The organism is Bradyrhizobium sp. MI1.7, assembly GCF_055811795.1.
In genome coordinates, this window is record NZ_JBVVPO010000048.1 from 16,350 (window position 1) to 34,588 (window position 18,239).

At 64.7% G+C, this 18,239-nt stretch carries 20 protein-coding genes; 10 read left to right on the forward strand and 10 right to left on the reverse strand.

The genetic code is table 11. The features are described 5' to 3' along the window. Window positions 1–5: 5 nt before the first annotated feature. Genes flgG through flgH form a run of 3 tightly spaced genes read left to right on the forward strand, consistent with a single transcriptional unit; the run spans window position 6 to window position 2,715 of the window. The gene (gene flgG / locus AC0L3X_RS32740; protein ID WP_014494004.1) at window positions 6–794 is read left to right on the forward strand and encodes a flagellar basal-body rod protein FlgG; all 789 of its coding nucleotides are present in this window, start codon (window positions 6–8) and stop codon (window positions 792–794) included. 10 nt (window positions 795–804) lie between these two features. Next, the gene (gene flgA, locus AC0L3X_RS32745; protein ID WP_354130458.1) at window positions 805–1,947 is read left to right on the forward strand and encodes a flagellar basal body P-ring formation chaperone FlgA; all 1,143 of its coding nucleotides are present in this window, start codon (window positions 805–807) and stop codon (window positions 1,945–1,947) included. Window positions 1,948–1,950: 3 nt separating this feature from the next. Next, the gene (gene flgH / locus AC0L3X_RS32750) at window positions 1,951–2,715 is read left to right on the forward strand and encodes a flagellar basal body L-ring protein FlgH (RefSeq protein WP_063982276.1); all 765 of its coding nucleotides are present in this window, start codon (window positions 1,951–1,953) and stop codon (window positions 2,713–2,715) included. A 146-nt stretch (window positions 2,716–2,861) separates the two neighbouring features. Here the strand turns inward: flgH and AC0L3X_RS32755 are convergent, their stop codons facing one another. Beyond that, entirely contained in the window at window positions 2,862–3,641 is a 780-nt protein-coding gene (locus AC0L3X_RS32755) for a 2-keto-4-pentenoate hydratase (protein ID WP_063982275.1), read from the reverse strand. 102 nt (window positions 3,642–3,743) lie between these two features. Further along, window positions 3,744–4,769 (reverse strand): SDR family oxidoreductase, encoded by a 1,026-nt coding sequence (locus AC0L3X_RS32760; protein WP_473317126.1) that lies wholly within the window; start codon window positions 4,767–4,769, stop codon window positions 3,744–3,746. Window positions 4,770–4,863: 94 nt separating this feature from the next. Here AC0L3X_RS32760 and AC0L3X_RS32765 point away from each other — a divergent pair, with 94 nt between their 5' ends. Next, window positions 4,864–5,262: a winged helix-turn-helix transcriptional regulator gene (locus tag AC0L3X_RS32765; protein WP_473317128.1), complete on the forward strand. Its 399-nt coding sequence runs from the start codon at window positions 4,864–4,866 to the stop codon at window positions 5,260–5,262. Between the two features lie 299 nt (window positions 5,263–5,561). Here AC0L3X_RS32765 and dksA read toward each other — a convergent pair whose 3' ends face one another. Then, window positions 5,562–5,927, reverse strand: a complete 366-nt coding sequence (dksA, locus tag AC0L3X_RS32770) for an RNA polymerase-binding protein DksA (protein WP_008554760.1) — start codon at window positions 5,925–5,927, stop codon at window positions 5,562–5,564. Window positions 5,928–6,140: 213 nt separating this feature from the next. Beyond that, window positions 6,141–6,752 carry an NAD(P)-dependent oxidoreductase gene (locus tag AC0L3X_RS32775; protein ID WP_063982273.1) on the reverse strand — a complete coding sequence of 204 codons (612 nt, stop codon included), beginning with the start codon at window positions 6,750–6,752 and terminating at the stop codon, window positions 6,141–6,143. Between the two features lie 164 nt (window positions 6,753–6,916). On the opposite strand from AC0L3X_RS32775, the gene AC0L3X_RS32780 reads away from it, so the two are divergent. After that, on the forward strand, window positions 6,917–7,288 hold the full coding sequence (locus AC0L3X_RS32780; protein WP_063982272.1) for a winged helix-turn-helix transcriptional regulator: 372 nt from the start codon (window positions 6,917–6,919) through the stop codon (window positions 7,286–7,288). Here AC0L3X_RS32780 and AC0L3X_RS32785 read toward each other — a convergent pair. Next, the gene (locus AC0L3X_RS32785) at window positions 7,285–7,698 is read right to left on the reverse strand and encodes a flagellar assembly protein FliX (protein WP_354131391.1); all 414 of its coding nucleotides are present in this window, start codon (window positions 7,696–7,698) and stop codon (window positions 7,285–7,287) included. The two genes, AC0L3X_RS32780 and AC0L3X_RS32785, sit on opposite strands and share 4 nt — an antisense overlap. A gap of 270 nt (window positions 7,699–7,968) precedes the next feature. Here AC0L3X_RS32785 and AC0L3X_RS32790 point away from each other — a divergent pair, with 270 nt between their 5' ends. The 4 genes from AC0L3X_RS32790 to AC0L3X_RS32805 all read left to right on the forward strand — a co-directional run bounded on the left by AC0L3X_RS32790 (window position 7,969) and on the right by AC0L3X_RS32805 (window position 10,492). Next, window positions 7,969–9,093 carry a flagellar basal body P-ring protein FlgI gene (locus tag AC0L3X_RS32790; protein ID WP_028148517.1) on the forward strand — a complete coding sequence of 375 codons (1,125 nt, stop codon included), beginning with the start codon at window positions 7,969–7,971 and terminating at the stop codon, window positions 9,091–9,093. Further along, on the forward strand, window positions 9,093–9,461 hold the full coding sequence (flgJ, locus tag AC0L3X_RS32795) for a flagellar assembly peptidoglycan hydrolase FlgJ (protein ID WP_028148518.1): 369 nt from the start codon (window positions 9,093–9,095) through the stop codon (window positions 9,459–9,461). Before AC0L3X_RS32790 ends, flgJ begins: the two co-directional genes overlap by 1 nt. A gap of 11 nt (window positions 9,462–9,472) precedes the next feature. Then, complete coding sequence (locus AC0L3X_RS32800) at window positions 9,473–9,970, forward strand: hypothetical protein (RefSeq protein ID WP_063982269.1); 498 nt, start codon at window positions 9,473–9,475, stop codon at window positions 9,968–9,970. 159 nt (window positions 9,971–10,129) lie between these two features. After that, a complete protein-coding gene (locus AC0L3X_RS32805) occupies window positions 10,130–10,492 on the forward strand; it encodes a hypothetical protein (RefSeq protein WP_063982268.1) in 363 nt (120 codons plus the stop codon). A gap of 52 nt (window positions 10,493–10,544) precedes the next feature. Here AC0L3X_RS32805 and flaF read toward each other — a convergent pair whose 3' ends face one another. The 3 genes from flaF to AC0L3X_RS32820 form a co-directional block, all read right to left on the reverse strand. Then, window positions 10,545–10,913 carry a flagellar biosynthesis regulator FlaF gene (gene flaF / locus AC0L3X_RS32810; RefSeq protein ID WP_014493991.1) on the reverse strand — a complete coding sequence of 123 codons (369 nt, stop codon included), beginning with the start codon at window positions 10,911–10,913 and terminating at the stop codon, window positions 10,545–10,547. A gap of 290 nt (window positions 10,914–11,203) precedes the next feature. Next, entirely contained in the window at window positions 11,204–12,811 is a 1,608-nt protein-coding gene (locus tag AC0L3X_RS32815) for a flagellin N-terminal helical domain-containing protein (RefSeq protein WP_028148522.1), read from the reverse strand. Window positions 12,812–13,056: 245 nt separating this feature from the next. Then, a complete protein-coding gene (locus tag AC0L3X_RS32820) occupies window positions 13,057–14,661 on the reverse strand; it encodes a flagellin N-terminal helical domain-containing protein (RefSeq protein WP_063982267.1) in 1,605 nt (534 codons plus the stop codon). 322 nt (window positions 14,662–14,983) lie between these two features. Between AC0L3X_RS32820 and flbT the strand changes: the two genes are divergently transcribed. Further along, window positions 14,984–15,409 carry a flagellar biosynthesis repressor FlbT gene (flbT, locus tag AC0L3X_RS32825; RefSeq protein ID WP_063982266.1) on the forward strand — a complete coding sequence of 142 codons (426 nt, stop codon included), beginning with the start codon at window positions 14,984–14,986 and terminating at the stop codon, window positions 15,407–15,409. A gap of 79 nt (window positions 15,410–15,488) precedes the next feature. On the opposite strand, the gene AC0L3X_RS32830 is transcribed toward flbT, so the two are convergent. Beyond that, window positions 15,489–16,988: a pyridoxal phosphate-dependent decarboxylase family protein gene (locus AC0L3X_RS32830; protein ID WP_473317129.1), complete on the reverse strand. Its 1,500-nt coding sequence runs from the start codon at window positions 16,986–16,988 to the stop codon at window positions 15,489–15,491. Further along, window positions 16,985–18,238, reverse strand: coding sequence for an ATP-grasp domain-containing protein (locus AC0L3X_RS32835; protein ID WP_354131390.1), 1,254 nt, complete (start codon window positions 18,236–18,238; stop codon window positions 16,985–16,987). Before AC0L3X_RS32835 ends, AC0L3X_RS32830 begins: the two co-directional genes overlap by 4 nt. Window position 18,239: the final 1 nt, after the last annotated feature.

Sequence of the window (18,239 nt, forward strand, 5' to 3'; positions counted from 1 at the left end):
TTGACATGCAAGCGCTCCACACCGCTGCGACCGGAATGGCGGCCCAGGAACTCAACGTCCAGGTCATCTCCAACAACATCGCCAACCTGCGCACCACCGGCTTCAAGAAGCAGACGGCGGCGTTCCAGGACCTGATCTACGAGCACGTCCGCCGCGTCGGCGCGCAGGCCTCGGACCAGGGCACCATCGTGCCTGTCGGCGTCGACATCGGCGGCGGCGTCAAGACCGTCGGCACGCCGCGCAGCATGACGCAGGGCACGCTGTCGCAGACCGGCAACGACCTCGACCTCGCGATCTCGGGCGAAGGCTTCTTCAAGATCCTGATGCCCGACGGCACCTTCCAGTACACCCGCGACGGCACCTTCCAGATGGACAACCAGGGCCGCGTCGTCACCGCGCAGGGCAACCCGGTGCAGCCGACCATCACCATCCCGAACAACGCCTCCGGCCTCGCCGTCAACGAGCAGGGCCAGGTCTCGGTGACGCTGCCAGGTTCGTCGACGTCGGCCGTTCAGGGCCAGATCGGCGTGACCCGCTTCATCAACAAGGCGGGCCTCCAGCCCGTCGGCAACAATCAGTTCGTCGAGACGCCCTCTTCCGGCCCGCCGCAGGACGGCACCGCGAACTCCGAAGGCTACGGCAAGGTCACGCAGGGCAGCCTGGAGCAGGCCAATGTCGACGTCGTCTCGGAGATGAGCGACCTGATCGCCGCGCAGCGCGCCTACGAGATGAACGCCAAGGTCATCAGCGCCGCCGACCAGATGATGCAATCGACCACGGCGCTGTTCCGCTGAGGTAATGACGATGATCCGCACCACCCTCGCCACGATCTCCGCTTTCCTGCTGCTGGCGCTGCCGGCGCAGGCCGCCGACGATTTCATCGCAGCGCCGACGCTGCGCGCGAGCGTCACCGTGACCTCGGACGTGGTGCGGGTCGGCGATCTCATCGACAATGCCGGCTCGGCCGCGCTGATCCCGGTCTACCGCTCGCCCGATCTCGGCACCACCGGCGCCCTGCCGGTCGCGCATGTGCTGTCGGTGCTGCGCGCAAAGCAGGTGATCGGCGTGATGACCGGCGACATCAAGGAAGTCCAGGTCACCCGCCTCGCCCGCACACTCGCCAACAAGGACCTCGAAACCGCGGTGGCCTCGGCGCTCGAGCGCCGCTTCGGCCTTGGCGATGCCGCCAACATCGCCGTCACGTTCGACCGCGGCGTCGCCGACATGCGGCTCGACGCCTCCAACACCGGTGTGCTCCAGCCGGTCGCAACCCGCTATGACGCCCGCAACGGCCGTTTCGACATCGCCTTCGAGATCAACAACGACAACAATCCGACGCCGACCAAGCTGCGCTTCACCGGCATCGCGATCGAGACGGTGGAAGTGGCCGTGCTGACGCGCGACATCGACCGCGCCGATCTCCTGAAGTCCTCCGACATCGCGCTCGAGCGCCGGCCGAAGGCAGAGGTCACCGGTGAGGCCGCCTCGCGCGAGCGCACGCTCGGCATGCAGCTGCGCCGGCCGATGCGGGCGGGTACGCCGATCCGCGTCGCCGACATCGTCAAGCCGGACTTCGTGTCGCGCGACCAGAGCGTCACCGTCATCTACCAGGTCCCCGGGATCTACCTCACCACGCGCGGCAAGGCGCTCGAGAGCGGCGCCGAGGGCGACACCGTGAGCGTGCTCAATCTCCAGACCAAGCGCACGCTGGCAGGCATTGTCACCGGTCGCGGCCAGGTGACGATCCAGGGCGCGAGCCAGTCCGCGCCGATGGCGCCTGCGGTCGAGCAGACCTCCTCGCTCAAGCGCGACGAAGCGCCCACCCCGGCGGCCGCTGCTGCAGCGCTCGCACAAAGCCTGGTCCAGCCCCCCGCGTCTCCGGCCCAGATCGCCCAAGCCCAGATTCCGCAAGTTCGCGTCCCGCAAGCTCCAGCCAAGTCAGAGTAAGTCATGTCCAGGTTCAGTTCGGCTTCCCGCCTTCGTCGCGTCGCGATCTCTGGTCTGCTGCTGGCAGTTTGCGCGCTGGCGAGCGGCTGCTCCTCGATCGACCGCCTGTCGCAGATTGGCGAGCAACCGAAATTGTCGGCGATCGACAATCCGACGACGCAGCCCGGCTACAAGCCGGTGCAGATGCCGATGCCGAAGCCGGAAGTCGCCTCCTACAATCCGAACTCATTGTGGCGCAACGGCAGCCGCGCCTTCTTCAAGGACCAGCGCGCGACCCATGTCGGCGACCTCCTGACCGTGACCGTGAACATCACCGACAAGGCCAACATCGCCAACGAGACCCAGCGCAGCCGAACCGCCAAGGAGGATTCGGGGATTACGGATTTCATCGGCAGCAAGACGGTCACGCAGCCGCTCAAGATCCTGCCCGGCCGCCTTCTCACCACCGACTCGACATCCTCCGCCGACGGCAAGGGCTCGGTCAATCGCACGGAGGCCTTGCAGACCAACGTCGCCGCGGTCGTGACCCAGGTGCTGCCGAACGGCAACCTCGTCGTCGAAGGCAAGCAGGAGATCCGCGTCAACTACGAGATCCGCGAGCTCATCGTCGCCGGCATCGTCCGCCCCGAAGACATCCAGAGCGACAACACCATCGATTCCAGCAAGATCGCACAGGCCCGCATCGCCTATGGCGGCCGCGGCCAGATCACGGACGTGCAGCAGCCGCGCTACGGTCAGCAGGTCATGGACGTGCTGTTGCCCTTCTAAGCCTCTCCCGAGCTCCCACATCGTGTTCGCGAACCTAGGCGCGAACGACGATGTACTACGCGGCCTCCGGTAGCTCCCCTGCCGGAGGCCGCATGTATTTTGTAAAGACGATTGGGACGACTGACGGCGGGAATGCCGTAGCAGCCTCACGTAAACTCCGCCTCCACCACGCCCAGCCCGTCCAGCTCCATCCGCACCTTGTCGCCGGCCTTCAGCCACAGCGTCTTCACCAGGCTCCCCGTCAGGACGAGTTGTCCAGCGTGCAGACCCTTGCCCTCGGCGGCGAGGTGGTTGGCGAGCCAGGCGAGTGCATTGTGGGGATGGCCGAGCACGTCGGCCCCGGTGCCGTGGCTGACCTCTTCGCCATTGACGATGGCGCGGCCCTTGACCGCCTTCAGATCCGGCACCGACGAGCGCGGCACCGCCTCACCCAGCACGCAGCCGGCGGCGAAGAAATCGTCGGCGATCAACGTCGGCGCGCCCATCGATTCCCACTTCACATAGCGGTCGTCGACGATCTCGATCGCGGGATGATAGGCCTCGACGGCCTCGCCGACCCATTCGGCCGTGAACGGCGCCTCGCCGGCGGCGAGATCGCGCTGCAATCGCACCGCGATCTCGCACTCGACGCCGACACGGACATAGTCGGCAGCCGCGAGCTTCGCCCCGCTCTCGTGCACGCCCTTCTGGAACACGCCGCCGCCGCAGGGATGCGGGATGCCGATATAGTCCTGCATCACCTGGCTGGTGCAGCCGATCTTGTAGCCGACCAGCGGCCCGACATGCGGCAACAGCAGATCGTGCAGCGCGCGCTGGACCTGATAGCCCTCGGCTTCGTCGGCCGGCGGATGGTCCAGGGCTGCGAGCGGCGCGTGGTTGCGGCGCGCGAGCGCAATCGCCTTTGCGGCTTTGAGAATTTTGTCCATCGGCGCCGGCTCCCACGCTACGCAATTGAGGTCGGCACTTCAGCATCCCCGCCGGGGCGTGACAAGCGCGGGCCAAAGGCAAAGGACGGCCCAAGGGCGCCCTCAGCGCTTCACGAGGCCGAGCCGGATCAGGCTTTCGGCCGTCGCGAGGATCGCCTCGTCGTTGGAACGGGCCTGCCAGCCGAGCAGCGACCTCGCCTTGGCGCTGGTGGAATGCCGAACCCTTCCAAGCATCGGCACGACCGCGCGCAGCAGCGGAATCCGGTTGGCGGCCAGCCGCACCAGCCAGTCCGGGGCCTGGAGCCGCGGAACCCGGCGCGCCCTGGGCCCGAGTTCCCGCCGCAGCACCCTGGCGATATCGAGGATCGACATCGTCTCGCCGGAGACCGCGATGAAGCGCTCGCCTTTTGCTTCGGGCGCCGTCATCGCGCGCAGGTGCAAATCGGCCACGTCGCGCACGTCGACCACGCCGAAATAGACCCGCGGCACCGCCGGCATGGCGCCGTCGAGCAGCGATTTGACGATCTCGATCGAGCCGGAGAAGTCCGGCCCCAGCACGGGGCCAAAAATGCCGGCGGGATTGACGACGGACAATTCGAGCCCACCGCCCTCGCGCGCGACGAAATCCCAGGCCGCCCGCTCGGCCAGGGTCTTGGATTTGATGTAGGGCTGCACGTCGGCGCCGTCGAGATTGGTCCAGTCGGCCTCGTCGAACGGCCTGTCGCGCGCCGGATGGCCATAGCCGATCGCGCCCAGCGAGGTGACGACGACCCGCCTGACGCCGGCCTCGCGTGCGGCACGCAGCACCCGCAGCGTGCCGTCGCGGGCCGGGATGATCATCTCGTTCTCGTCCTTGGGAACACTGGTCGACAATGGCGAGGCGACATGGAGCACGTAATCACAGCCGGCGATGGCTTCGCGCCAGCCGTCGTCCGCAGTGAGATCGGCGGTGAAAAAGGACAGGCTTTCAGGCGACGCAGCCCCACCCTCGCGCAACATCGCCAGCACGTCGGCCTGCCGGTCCGGGCGGCGCACCGTGGTCCGCACCTGATGGCCGGCGGCCAGAAGCTGCAGGACGACATGGACGCCGACGAAGCCGGACCCGCCGGTGACCAGAACAATGCTCATTGCCGAGTTCCCCTCATTGCGCAGGCTGGGCGAATTGGTTCCGCCACCCTGCTCAAGGCCGCATCTGGTCACTATCTGCCGGGGAACAAGTAGAATGGATTTCGAGACCGGTATGGAAAACCTGACCAGCGTTTGCGACGGCGACTGCGATTGCAGCCCCGACCCTGCCCTGCTCGCCGACTTCAAGCGCGCCATCCATGCGCTCGGCGGCAAGTGGAAGCTGGAGATCCTGTTCGCGCTGATGAACGGCGCCGTTCGCTTCGGTGCGTTGCGGCGAGCGATCGGCGGCATGACCCAGCACATGCTGACCACGCAGCTGCGCGAGCTTGAGCAGGACGGCCTAGTGTCGCGAACCGTCTTCGCGGAGAAACCTTTGAGGGTCGAGTACGAGTTGACGGATGCGGCCTACGGCCTGTTGCCGTCGTTTAAGGAAATATTGAGCTGGTCCAGGCTTTATGGCGATGCGCGCCTTGTGGCGTCGCAGCAAGCCTGATTGCAGCCAAGCCTGATTGCAGCGATGTGTGAAGCTGCCGGATCGTTGCCTCAGCATTCGAGTCGATCTCTCGTTGATGCGACTCGCAAAACCTCCCGCACCTGAAGTGAAGGCTGTTTCTCATCGGAACTTACGTGAGCTCGGAGGAAGTGACTCCAGCCCATTGATCGTGATTCACTTTTCACGATCGCGCCTGCGCTGATGCGCGTCACGGCAAGCGGCAGACAAAATGCTGATCACGGCGCTCAAGCGGCACCGTGCGTCCAAAAACAAAGAGCCGCATCGCTGCGGCTCGGACTCTATTCGTCGCGGTAGACCTTCTCGCGTTTCTCGTGGCGCTCCTGCGCTTCCACCGAGAGCGTCGCGATGGGCCGGGCTTCGAGCCGCTTCAGAGAGATCGGCTCGCCGGTGTCCTCGCAATAGCCGTAGGTGTTGTCCTCGATACGCTGGAGCGCGGCGTCGATCTTGGCGATCAACTTGCGCTGGCGGTCGCGGGCGCGGAGTTCGATGGCGCGGTCGGTTTCGGACGATGCCCGATCGGCGAGATCGGGGTGGTTCACGTTCTCCTCCTGCAGAGCCTGCAGCGTGAGCTTGGACTCTTTGAGGATCTCATCCTTCCAGGCGAGGAGCTTCAAACGGAAGTACTCCTTCTGCCGGTCGTTCATGAAAGGCTCTTTTTCGGTCGGTCGGTAGTTTTTCAACTTTTCCAAGGGCGGCCTATCTGTCTAAGCAACGACTCGCAACGGAACGGGGTCCGTTAAGCCGGGCTTATATAGCGGCCTCCTGTGACAGACAATATTTCCCTGATCGTTCGGTTAGCGCCCCCAAGCCCTTGCACAGGAAGGTTTATCCTGGAGAACCCGGGGGCGGCCGAAGGCCTAGTAACCGACCGTGAAACGCTGCCTCGGATGGGCCGGCCGCTCGATCTCGTCGGCGAGCGCAATGGCGTAGTCAGCGAAGCTGATCCAGCTTTTCCCGTTCGCATCTGCGAGAAGCTGATCGGTCCCGAGCCGGAACTTGCCGGTTCGCTCGCCCTCGATGAAGAGGGCCGACGGCGAGATGAAGGTCCAGTTCAGGTCCTTTTCCTGTCGCAGCAGGTCAAGGAAAGCCCCGCCCGCTTCCGCTTCGGCCTTGTATTGGGCGGGAAAACCCGGGGTTGTAACCAGTTTGACGCCGGGAGCGACTTCCAGGCTGCCGGCACCGCCGACAACGAGGTAGCGACCAACGCCGGACGCCTTCGCCGCGCCGATCAGCTTGAGCGGGTCGCTGGCCAGGAAGTGCACGGAACTCACGGCGACGTTATGCCCGGCCCACAGCTTGGCAAGGCCGGCCTGGTCGAGCACGTCGCCCTTGGTGGACGTGACGTTCGGCAGGGTCGCGATCTTCTCGGGGTTCCGAGCGATTGCCGTGACGGCATGGCCGCGGCGCGACAGTTCCTTGGTGATCTCCGACCCGGCCCGGCCCGAGGCGCCGGCGACTGCGATTTTCATGGAAGGCTCCTTTGCTTCTTTTGGTAACTATCGGTTACTAGATATCGCAAAGGATGCTGGTGTTAAGAGAGCACTTTGTGCTTACCTGATTACGCAAGAGTAACCGGGACCCGTCACCGGCGCGCGAGCCGGCAAGGGGCCAAACGGATCGTGAGGAGTTGACGATGAAGCCAGACGTCTATGCTGCGAACTGCCCCACGCGCCAGATCCTCGACCGCGTCGGCGACAAATGGGCGGTGCTGATCCTGCTGCTGCTGCGCGAGGAGCCGATGCGCTTCAATCAGTTGCGCCGAACGATTGAAGGCATTTCGCAGAAGATGTTGAGCCAGGTTCTCAAGTCGCTCGAGCGCGACGGCCTGATCAAGCGTCACGCCATCGCAACCGTACCGGTGACGGTGGAGTATTCGATCACGCAGCTCGGTGTGACGCTCGCGGCCGCCGTCGATCCCCTGCGCGATTGGGCCGAGCAGAATCTGAAGGACGTGCTCGCCGCCCAGAGCCGCTACGACACGCAGCAGAAGGACGAAGCGGCCTAAGCCTGCCCAGCCTTGGCCAGCTCGACCTCGACGCGCAGCTCGATCTCGGACAGCAGGGAATCCAAACCAGGATCGCCCGAGGATGATTTCAGGTTCGCCGCGGCATCGCGCAGCCGCATCACGGTCGAGGCGTCGAGATTGCCGGACAGTAGTCCCATCTTGAGATCGTCGAGCACGTCGAGCGCGGTCCTGCCGCGGGCGACCGAGCGCTTGCGGCGCTCGACCGGATCTTCCCCGATGCCCTGCAGCGCGAGCAGCCCGTCGATGTTCGCGGCGGCCTTCGGTGCGGCAGCGCCCCGCGTCTCCTGCGCCGACGAGGTGTCGGGCAGCACGAAGGTGCCGGAGCTCGTCCGCCTGGCCTGGCTGGCCGGCGTACCAAGCGTGGTGCCATTCGGTCCGTAGATGCGCATCGCAGGAATCCGGGTGATCGATGCCGTCACCTTCGCCGTCTTGTGGTTAACGGCGCGTAAACGGCCCGGCAAAATCTGCCGACAGGCGGCAGTTTCGCTCCTCAGGGAGAACGCTCCCTGACACCGGTGGAAACAGGTTTATTCAACCTATTCAATCGCGTAACCCCGCTGCCCCGCGTTGGCACAGCACTCGCAAGGAAAGCGTCGGACCAGCTCGTCATGGGAGTGTCGAGGATGGTCCGAGATGTGAGGAGCCTCGGGGAGCAGAGGATGCCAGGCGTTCGTTGGGTGAGGATTGTTGGGGTGGCCTGCGCCGCGCTGTCAGCGCTGGCGCTCTCGGTCACGTCTGCAAGCGCGACATCGCGCATCAAGGACCTCGCCAATATCGAGGGTGTGCGGCAGAACCAGCTCATCGGCTACGGCCTCGTCGTCGGCCTCAACGGCACCGGCGATACGCTCAACAACATCCCCTTCACCAAGCAGTCGCTGCAAGCGATGCTCGAGCGCATGGGCGTCAACATCCGCGGCGCCACCATCCGCACCGGCAACGTCGCCGCCGTGATGGTCACGGGCAATCTGCCGGCCTTCGCCACCCAGGGCACGCGCATGGACGTCACAGTCTCCGCGCTGGGCGACGCCAAGGATCTGCGCGGCGGCACCCTGCTGGTCACGCCCCTGCTCGGCGCCGACGGCAATGTCTACGCGGTCGGACAGGGCTCGCTCGCGATCTCCGGTTTCCAGGCCGAGGGCGAAGCCGCGAAAATCGTGCGCGGCGTTCCGACCGTCGGCCGCATCGCCAACGGCGCCATCATCGAGCGCGAGATCGAGTTCGCGCTCAATCGGCTGCCGAACGTGCGGCTCGCGCTGCGCAACGCCGACTTCACCACAGCCAAGCGGATCGCGGCTGCGATCAACGACTATCTCGGCGTCAAGACCGCCGAACCGATCGATCCCTCGACGGTGCAGCTTTCGATCCCGCCGGAGTTCAAGGGCAACGTCGTCGCCTTCCTCACCGAGATCGAGCAGCTCCAGGTCGATCCTGATCTCGCCGCCAAGATCGTCATCGACGAACGCAGCGGCATCATCGTGATGGGCCGCGACGTTCGCGTCGCCACCGTCGCGGTGGCGCAAGGCAACCTCACCGTCACCATCTCCGAGAGCCCGCAGGTCAGCCAGCCCAACCCGCTGTCACGCGGGCGCACGGTGGTCACGCCGCGCACCGGCGTCAGCGTCGTCGAGGACGGCAAGAAGTTCGCCGTCGTCAAGGACGGCGTCTCGCTTCAGCAGCTCGTCGATGGCCTCAACGGCCTCGGCATCGGCCCGCGCGACCTCATCAGCATCCTCCAGGCGATCAAGGCCGCCGGCGCGATCGAAGCCGACATCGAGGTGATGTAATGCAGACCAGCATGATCAACACCCCGCACGTCGTCACCTCCTCGGCCTTCTCGGTGGAGAGCCGCAACGGCCGGCCCGACTTCGAGCTCGCCGCCGCGTTGCAGAAGGTCTCGCCACAGCAGCAGTCCAAGGCGCAGAAGACCGCCACCGATTTCGAGGCGATGTTCCTCAACAGCATGTTCTCGCAGATGACCTCGGGCCTGAAGGGCGAAGGTCCGTTCGGCGACACTCCGGGCACCGGCGTGTGGCGCTCGATGCTGACCGAGCAATATTCCAAGAACTTCGCCAAGGCCGGCGGCGTTGGTGTCGCCACCGAAGTCTACCGCACCCTCATCATGCAGCAGGCGAAAACGATCCGCACGGCATAAGGTCAACCGAGATGAACCATTTCAACGCCTCACGTCAGCCGGTGCAAGCGCAGCGCCCCAACACCGCACCCGGCAACGCCGAGGCTCGCAAGGTCGCCGAGCAGCTGATGGATGCGATGAACGCCCTGCTCGGACTGGTCGAGCGCGAGACCGAGCTCGTTCGCGCCGGCCAGGTCCGCGAAGCGATGACGCTCGAGGGCAAGAAGCAGGAGCTGTCGCGCAACTATGTCAGCGCCGTCAGCGAATTGAAGACGAACCAGGCCCAGCTCGCGAAATCCGCGCCCGAGCTGCTCTCGACGCTGCATCGGCACCACGATGCGTTCCGCGCGATGCTCCAGGTCAATCTCACCGTGCTCGCGACCGCACACGCGGTCTCCGAGAGCGTGGTGCGCGGCGTCAACGCCGAGATCCAGAAGCGCAACGTGCCGAACACCTACACGGCGGCGGGACGCCGCGCGGCTCCGGGCCCACGCCATATCACCCCACTCGCAGTCAGCCGCTCGCTCTGAGCGCGCGCGAAAACTCCCTGCAATTTTACGAAAAACCGCGCGGCGATATCGTCGCGCGGTTAGGCACGTTTGCTTACCCGGTCTTCAATCCTGGTGTTCCATGGTTGCGTATTGAGAGGGGTTGGGATTTGACTCAGACGAGGCAACCAGGAGGCTGCCATGAGTACAGATTTCAGCATCAGGCCGGTGGGGATACCGGCCCCCGTGCAGATCATAACGACGTCCAATGCGGCGGCGAACGAGGCCGTGCAAACTGATTTGCCGGTGAGCCAGACGGTCGCCGCGAGCAATACGAGCGCGGCTGCGCGCAATGATTTGCAGAGCACCAACGATAGCGTTTCACGCCAGGTCGTTTTCAACCAGCCCGCCGCGTCCTTCGTGTTCCAGGTTGTGAACGAAAGGACCGATGCGGTTGTCGATCAGTTTCCGGACGAAGCGATGCTGCGGCGGCGGGCCTATTTCCACGCACTGGATATGAAGTCCGAGCCCCCGCGTCCACTCAGCACCGATCGCAGCGCCTGACGTTCACGCAGCGGGTCGCGACGGCCGTATCGACGTCGCGAACCGGTCGCGTTTACGACCGTCCCGAAAGACCGGCGGCGATATTGCGATTGATCTCGATCAGCGGGCGGAAGTGATCGAGCTGCGGGCTCATCAGCAGCGCTGCAGTCTGGCTCAGCACGAACACGCTGATGTTGGCGATCCTCTGCCGAACGTCGAGCGGCTGCGGATTGGTGTCGCGCATCGCCTCGCTCAGGAAGATGGTCCAGAGCTTGCGGTTGAACATCAACGCCTGCGTCGTCTGCTCGTTGAAGGGATCGGCGCTGTTGATGGCGTCCTGCAGCTTGTTGGCGGCCTTCAGGAGCGTCTGCGCCTCGATATCGCGAGGAGACGCAGTGGTCGTGGCTACACGCGCGTAGGCCGAAGCAGCAGAACTCGACATCGATCACCCTGGAGGTTTCCTCGCCCGTTGTACAGGCTTAAGGATTTCTTTCCCAACCCTAGGCAGCACCGCTTAAGATTTGCTTACGTGAGAGTGCGGACGATCTCCGGACAATTACGGGTCGCGGCATCCACCTTCACCTCAATGCTAAATCCGAGTGCGCGCACTGTAAACGATTGCATCCATCATGCGCTGATCTGAGCTAATCGACAGTTAGCGATCTCGCTCAAAACAACGGCGAAGCCTAGGCTTCGCCGTTGAATGATTCATCGTGTACGTCAGCGTCGCGGTTAGCGGAGGAGCTGAAGCACGCTCTGCTGCGACTGGTTGGCGAGCGACAGCGCGGAGACTGCGATCGACTGACGCGTCGAGAGCGCCTGGCTGTTGGCCGCTTCCTCGTTGGTGTCCGCAAGCGTCAGGCTCGACGAGCCGGTCTGCAGCACGTTGATCAGGTTCTTGCTGAAATCCTGACGGATCTGCACGATCGAGAGGTTCGAACCGAGCGTCGACGCCTCGGCACGCAGCGTGGTGCTGGCCGAGTTGAGCGAAGTCAGAATAGCGTTCGCCGATTTCGAGTCCAGGAAATCAACGCCCGAGGTCAAGGGAGCAAGGTTGAGGCCGGCGTCGTTGAAGGTGACGCCCTGAATGTTCAGCGTCGAACGCCCGGTTTCGTTGAACACGAGCTTGAGCGTATCGCCGTTCAGCAGATTCACGCCGTTGTAGGAAGAGTCCTGCGCCGTGGTGTTGATTTGCGCGAGCACGTTGTTGTACTGCCCGACCAGATTGGCGCGCGTGGCTTGCGAATCCGGGTCGACGGTGGGCGCCTGCGCGATCAGGCCATAGAAGGGCTGGCCGCTCGCCGCGGCCGTGCCGCCGATTGCGCCGATCGTCGAGGACGCCGAGTCGTTGGAGGTCACGATGTTGAGATGACCGGTCGTGTCGATCGTTGCCTGCAGGTTGTTCGCCGCCAGCGCCGCGTTGAGTTGATTGAGCGTGGAAACCTGCCCGACGCCGGCGCCGAAGGTGATGCTGGTGGCGGTGCCGCCGCCGGTCGCGCCGATCGTCAACGTCTTGCCGCTGAGCGGGGGCGGAACGCGGGCGGTGGTGCCGGCAGTGAGGCCGAGCGCCGTGAGCACGTTGCCCGAGCCGGAGATCGCCAGATCCTGGCTCGTGCCGGTGCTGAGCACGAGCTTGCCGCCGGAAACGGTCGAGGCCGTGCCCGTACCCGTGATGCCGTCGATCGCGCTCAGTACCGACTGCACCGTGAGTGTGCTGCCGGCACCGATGCCGATCGTGACGTTGCCGAACGAGTCGGTGGTCGAGGTGGTTTGCGCGGTCGAGAAGGTGATCGTCTTGCCGTCGACAGTCAGGACCGAACCGTTGGTAATCGTCGTACCGAGATCGTCGGAACCCGCACCGGCGGTACCGACCAGCTTGGTCGCGCCCGTGATCGGCGCCGCGCCGCTCGTATCGTCATTGTTGACGACGGTGCCGGTGACCGTGTTGTTGGTGTATGCCGTGCCCAGCAGGTTGTTGGCGGTCGCACCGGGGACCGCGGCCGCCGTCACGTTGGATTTGGGCGAATAGCCTGTCGGGCTCTGCAGCACCTGGCTGGCGATCGATTTGGCGCTGTCGACCAGCTTTTGCAGCGAGGTGATGCCGGTGTTCGCGGCCTGCAGCACCTGCACGCCGTTGCTGATGCCATCCAGGAGATTGCTGATGTCGCTGGCGCGATTGTCGAGCCCCTGTGCGGTGAAGAAGTTGGTCGGATTGTCCAGCGCCGTGTTGACCTTCTTGCCGGTTGCAAGACGTTCCTGCGTGGTAGCGAGCAGGTCGGCTGTCGACTGCAGCGACAACAGGTTCTGGCGGACTGATGCCGAGAGAACGATGTTGGACATTGGCAGATCTTCCTCTTGGAGCGCGACGCGTACGAATCGGAGCCCGCCGGTCTGGCAAATGGGCTTTTGTCTAGTTCTAGGCCCACTCCTTTAAATTAAGGTTAATGGCGGCTTAAGCCACAAGGTTAACAAGGTATTAACCGGTCAGGGTTCCCTGAAACCCGGTTCACGCCGCATCACGCGCAAAAAAAACGGCGAGGCAAAAGCCCCGCCGTAATGCCTTGTTTGACGATTTTCGCCGCGTATCAGCGCAGGAGCTGCAACACGCTCTGCTGCGACTGGTTGGCCAGCGACAGCGCCGAGACCGCGATCGACTGGCGGGTCGACAGCGCCTGGCTGTTGGCCGCTTCCTCGTTGGTGTCGGCCAGCGTCAGGTTGGACGAACCGGTCTGCAGGACGTTGATCAGGTTCTTGTTGAAGTCCTGACGGATCTGCACGACCGACAGGTTCGAACCCAGCGTCGATGCTTCCGAACGCAGCGTGCTGCTGGCGGCATTGAGCGAGGTCAGGACCTTGTTGGCCGAAGCGTTGTCCAGGAAGTCGGTGCCCGACGCGAGGGTCGAGATGTTGAGACCCGCGGTGTTGAAGGTCACACCGGTGATGCTCAGCGTCGACTTGCCGGTTTCGTTGAACGTCAGCTTCAGCGTGTCGCCGTTGAGCAGGTTGACGCCGTTGAAGGAGGCATCCTGCGCGGTCGTGTTGATCTGCGCGAGCACGTTGTTGTACTGCGCAACCAAGCCTGCACGCTGCGTCTGCGAGGTCGGATCGGCAACCGGAGCCGCGATGGCAGCGCTGTGGAACGGACCGGTGGCGGTAAAGGCCGAGCCGCCGAGCGTGCCGATCGTCGAGGAGGCCGCGTCGTTCGTGGTCGTGATGGAGATCACGCCGGTCGAGTCGATCGAGGCCTGCAGGTTGTTGGCCGCCAGCGCCGAATTGAGCCCGTTCAGCGTCGAGACCTGGCCGGTGCCGGTGCCGAAGGTGATGCTGGTGGGCGTGCCACCGCCGGTGGCTGCGATCGTCAGCGTCTGGCCCGAGATGGCGGGCGGGACGCGGGCGGTGGTGCCGGCCGTGAGACCGAGCGCGGCGAGCACGTTGCCCGAACCCGCGATCGTGAGATCCGAGGTCGTGCCGGTGCTCAGCGTGAGCTTACCAGCCGCGACGGTCGAGGCGGTGCCGGTGCCGGTGATGCCGTCGATCGCGCTCAGCACGCTCTGCACCGTCAAGGTGCTGCCCGTGCCGATGCCGATGGTGACGTTGCCGGCGGTGTCGGTGGTCGAAGTGGTCTGCGCGGTCGAGAACGTGATGTTCTTGCCGTTGACCGTCAGGACCGAGCCGTTGGTGATGGCCGTAGCAAGGTCGTCGGACGTCGCGCCCGCGGTGCCAACCAGCTGGGTGGAAGCGGTGATGTTGACCGCAGTGCCGGTGTTGTCGTTCAGCACGGCGGTGCCGGCGACGGTGCTGTTGGTATAAGCGGTACCCAGCAGGTTGCTGGCGGTCGCGCCGGTGATGGCGGTCGAGGTCACGGTCGACTTGGTGGAGTAGCCCGTCGGGCTCTGCAGCACCTGGTTGGCGATCGACTTGGCGCTGTCCACCAGCTTCTGCAGCGAGGTGATGCCGGTGTTGGCTGCCTGGAGAACCTGAACGCCGTTGCCGATGCCATCGAGCAGATTGCCGATGTCGCTGGCGCGGTTATCAAGGCCCTGGGCGGTGAAGAAGTTGGTGGGATTATCCAGAGCCGAGTTCACCTTGCGGCCAGTCGACAGACGGGACTGGGTGGTGGCGAGGAGGTCGGCGGTGGACTGGAGGGAGAGCAGGTTCTGGCGAACCGATGCGGAGAGAACGACGGACATACTGTTACCTTTCTGGTAGCTACGCGTCCTATCTGACCAATTGATCAGACGACCGCCGGACCGTGCGTCCAAGCCTCTAACAATCCGTGAAATGAAAACCGCAGTTTTTCCCGCCGCGACGCCGGAAGCCCCCTTCGAGGCCGCGGCAGACGGCTGGACATGCCGCTATCGGCCTTGAAATTGTTGCATTTTCCGTCCCCGGCGCCGTCGTTTACGGCCTGTTAACCATGTTGCGCAAGGATCGGCTCCAAATCACGAACGATCGCCCTCATCGCACGAACGCCGCGACGGATCGTTGTAAAAGGGTTGATGGAGAACAGGCATGGCTCTCAAGGTTGAGCTCAAACCGCACGAACGCATCATCGTCGGCAATTCGGTGATCACCAACACCGACCAGCGCGCCCGCCTCCTGATCGACGGCGAGAACGTGCCGATCCTGCGCGAGCGCGACATCCTCACGCCGGAGACCGCCGACACGCCGGCCAAGCTCGTCTATCTCGCGGTCCAGCTCATGTACATCTCGCCGGATCCGCAGAGCCAGCACGGCACCTACTTCAACCTGGTGCGCGACATCGTCACTGCGGTGCCGAGCGCCTGGCCGATCATCGAAAGCATCAACAACAACATCATGAGCGGCGATCTCTACCGGGCGCTGAAGGATGCCCGCAAGCTGATCGCCTATGAAGAGAAGCTGCGGGACCAGTACCAAGCGACGCATCCCAAGGGCGACGTCAGCTCGGCCGCCTGATCGGCACGTATCAGCCTGCCCAAACGACAACGGCCCCGGATCATCTCCGGGGCCGTTGTCGTTTCACCTGCGTTCCTGGTCACTGCGCCGCCAGCGGCGGCGCCTCGACCTCGATCAGACCATCGCCGGTCCGCCGCGCGCCGAACTCCAGCACCGCAGCAACAAGCGCGTCGATGTCCGTCTCGTCGGTACGGTGATTGACGATGGCAGCGCGGATCGCGAACCTGCCGTCCAGCGTCGTGCTCGAGGGCGCCGCAACGCCGGACTCCTGGACATCGGCGACGATCTCGCGATTGACCGCATCGTCGGCGCGGTAGCGGAAGCAGACGATATTGAGGTTCACCGGTGCCAGCAATTCCAGCCGCGGCTCGGCCAGCACGCGCGTCTCCAGATATTTCGCCAGCGCGCAGCTTCGCGCGATCACCGCGCCCAGCCGGTCGGTGCCGAACGTCTTGAGCGTGAACCAGGTCTTCAGCGCGCGGAAGCCGCGCGACAGGTCGGGGCCGAGATCGCAGGGCCAGACCGCGCCCGCCGCAAGCCCCCTCGCCTCGCGGCGCAGATAGGCCGCCGGCTGCGCAAAAGCCTGCCGGTGCTGCTCGCCGTCGCGCACCAGCAGGAAGCCGGCGTCGTAGGGCACCTGCCCCCATTTGTGGAAGTCGAGCGCAATGGAATCAGCGAACTCGATGCCGCCGAGCATGGGCGCGAGCTCGGGCGAGAAGATCGCGAGCGCCCCGAAGGCGCCGTCGACGTGAAACCAGATTCCCTCCTCGCGGCACAGTTCAGCGATCGCCTTGAGGTCGTCGATCGCGCCGATATCGACCGTGCCGGCGTAAGCGACGACGAGAAACGGCCTGAAGCCGACCTCGCGATCGATCGCGATCTGCGCGCGCAACGCGGCGACGTCGATGCGATGATCGGCATCGACATCGATCTTGCGCAGCGCATCGGTACCGAGTCCGGCAATGTCCATCGCCCTGGAGACACAGCCATGCGCGGCCTGCGACGTGTAGGCGGTGAGCAGCGCGCCGTCGTTGCCGATGCCGTGCTGCCGCGCCAGCGTGCCGAGCGCGCTCGTGCGCGCCACCAGCACCGCCATCAAATTGGCCATCGACGTGCCCGTGACGAAGATGCCGCTCGCACTCTCCGGGAAATCAAACAGGCGGCGCATCCACGCGACGATCTGGCGCTCGACTTCGATCGGCATGTGATCGCGTCCGCCGAGATTGGCATTGAGGCCAGCTGCGAGCATCTCCGCGAGCATGCCGACCGCGGTGCCGCCGCCATGCACCCAGCCCATGAACCCGGGATGGACGTTGCCGGTCGCATAGGGCGCTACATGCTCGGCGAATTCGCGATAGACATCGGCAAGGTCGCTCGCCTCGCGCGGCACGTCGGCCTTCAATGCCGTGCGGATGCCGTCGGGAATCGGCTGCCACACCGGCCGCGCGCGGACATTGGCGATGCCGTCGATCGCCTCGTCCAGCATACGATGGGCGAGCGTACGAAATTCGCTCCAGTCCTGCGGATCGAGCGAAGCCTGCGCGACGGAGCTTTGCGCGTTGCGGATGATCTCGTTCATGCTGCGCTCGCCTTGCCTTCTCTTGCGTGCCGCGACAGCATCGCCGTGAACGCGGCAAAGATCTTGCGCACCTGCGGCGGCTTGTACGGAAACACGACCGGCGAATCCATGTTGTGCACGACGGCGGTGTTGTCGGCTTCGAAGACCAGCAGCTCGCGGTTCTGGTTCTCGGCGCAATCGACGATGAAATAATCGAGGCCGACGCGCCGGCTCATCTCGTCGAGCGCGGTCTTGTGGCGCGCGGCGAAGGCGTGGTCAAAGTCCAGCATGAAGACGGCCTCTTCAGCCCGCTTCTCCTCGCTGAACGCCATGTAGGCGTTGAGATACCAGATGTCCCAGCGATCGGCGATCGCCATGTGGCAGGCGTAGGGCTTGCCGTCGACCATGGCGAGACGATATTTGCGGTAGAGCCCGTCGGGGCTCGCATAATCGACGAAGCGTGCGACGAAGAAATCCTGCTCCTCGCGCTCGGCGAGATAGGCCGCGAGCGCCGGCGCATCGTCGAGCTTCGCGAGCCCGACACCGGCATGCGTGCCGCGCGGCCGCGCGATCATCGGAAAGCGTAATTCGCCGGCGATGTCCTCGCAAGCGATCCGGCCCTGCGCGAGATCCGTCAATTGCGCGCGCGTCGCGTGGATGGTCGATGGAATCTCGAGACCAGGGATGCCCGCCAGCAGCCGATACAGCTTGTCGCGATCGAGGTTGCCGATGAGATCGGGGCGATTGAGCAGCGGCCGCGGCCAGCGCGGCGCAGCCTTTTCGATCAGGGCGAGCGTTTCCCGGCATTCCTCGGAATCGGATGCAACCACGATGGCAACGTCGTGATCGGGCAACGTTTCAGGCAAGCCGACATCCTTGGTCACATAGAGTGTCAGCAGCTCGAAATCGGAGCCTTCGAGCAGGAATTCGATCGGCGTGTTGCCGCCCATGTCGATGTCGGCCGCAAGGGCGAGCACGCGCAAGCCGGGCTTCGGAGCCGCAGCGGGCGTGCGAAACAATTGATGGAAGGTCAGCACCTCCGACTGGATCGCCAGCCCCGCCGCCTTGTCGCCGAGTAGCTGGACGATCAGCGATAGGTCAAGGCCTTCGCCCGCGTGCGCTGCTCCTTCCGTGATCCGCGTGACGAGCTGATCGCGCAGTGGCTGCAGATCGACACCTTCGAACGCCTGGCGCGTCAGCTGCGCAAAGCCGATGCGGTCGGCATAGTTCGGCACGGTCACGCCGATCGGCGCGGAAACTGGATGCTGCATC